At 73.7% G+C, this 1,283-nt stretch carries 1 protein-coding gene and 1 pseudogene; one reads left to right on the forward strand and one right to left on the reverse strand.

What is annotated here, in order from left to right; genetic code table 11:
- On the forward strand, positions 1–895 hold an 895-nt coding region (locus tag N869_RS15140), incomplete at its 5' end, for an HNH endonuclease signature motif containing protein (RefSeq protein ID WP_052105646.1).
- 84 nt (positions 896–979) lie between these two features.
- Here the strand turns inward: N869_RS15140 and N869_RS15145 are convergent.
- Positions 980–1,283, reverse strand: a pseudogene (locus N869_RS15145) (L-cystine ABC transporter ATP-binding protein YecC); the annotation flags it as partial.

Genomic DNA, 1,283 nt, shown 5'->3' on the forward strand with positions numbered 1-1,283 from the left:
CGCCGAGGCCGGCCTCGCCGACGACACCGCGCGCGCCCGCCGGGAGCACGCCCGCGCGGACAGGTGCGTGCGGATGACGCCCGCGCCCGACGCGATGGCGTGGTTGACCGCCTACCTGCCCGCCGAGGACGCCACCACCGTGATGACGGCCCTGGACGGGTTGGCCGGACGGCAGGGACCTGAGGACGACCGCACCACCGACCAGCGCCGGGCCGACGCCCTGAGCGACGTGATGCGGACCGTCCTGGACCGCGGCCACGGCCCGGACGGGACACCCGTCGGGCTGCGACAGCACCGGCACCCGCACATCTCGATCACGATGACGCCGGGCACGGCCCTCGGTCTGACGGCAGACCCCGCCCAGCTGGACGGGTACGGCCCGCTGCCCGCGGACGTCGCCCGACGGCTCGCCGCCGACGGGGCGTGGCGCGGGGTCCTCACCGACCCCGTGAGTGGGTCGGTGGTCGCGCGCGGCACCAAGGCGTACCGACCCGGGCCCGCGCTCGTGGCCCTGGTCGCCGACCGGGACGTCACCTGCACCTTCCCCGGTTGCCGGGTCCCGGCCCACCGGTGCGACATCGACCACGTCGAGCCCTACCGTCACCCCACCGGCCGACCCGACCCCCAGCAGGCCGGTCGGTCAGCCGGTCAGTCAGCCGGTCAGCCGGCCGGCCAGCCCGGCGCGAACGACCGTCAGACGCGGGCCGACAACCTGCAGGCCCTGTGCCGTCACCACCACCGCCTCAAGACCCACGGCGGGTGGGACGTGGCGCGGGAACCGGACGGCACGACCACGTGGACCGCACCCACCGGCCACCGCTACGCCCGACCTCCAGAACCGGCCCTGGGCGCTCCCCCGGGCCCAGCCCCGGGGCCCGCCCCGCCACCGTTCTGATCCAGTGCGACAGCCTCCGTGCGACGGCCTCAGTACGACGGCCTTCGTGCGACGACCTCCGTACGACGGCCTTCGTGCGCCTGCTCAGAGGACCGCCTGGAGGAAAGCCTGCGTGCGCTCGTGCTGGGGTGCGGTGAACATGACGTCGGGAGCGGCCTCCTCGATGATCCGACCGTGGTCGAACATCAGGATGCGGTTCGACACGTCCTGGGCGAACTGCATCTCGTGGGTGACGATCAGCATGGTGATGTCGGTGTTCTTGGCGACGTCGCGCAGCACCGTCAGCACCTCCCCCACAAGCTCAGGGTCCAGGGCCGACGTCACCTCGTCCAGCAGCAGGATCTCCGGGTCCATGGCCAGGGCACGGGCGATCGCGACCCGCTGCTGC

The organism is Cellulomonas bogoriensis 69B4 = DSM 16987 (assembly GCF_000767165.1).
Lineage (GTDB): Bacteria > Actinomycetota > Actinomycetes > Actinomycetales > Cellulomonadaceae > Actinotalea > Actinotalea bogoriensis.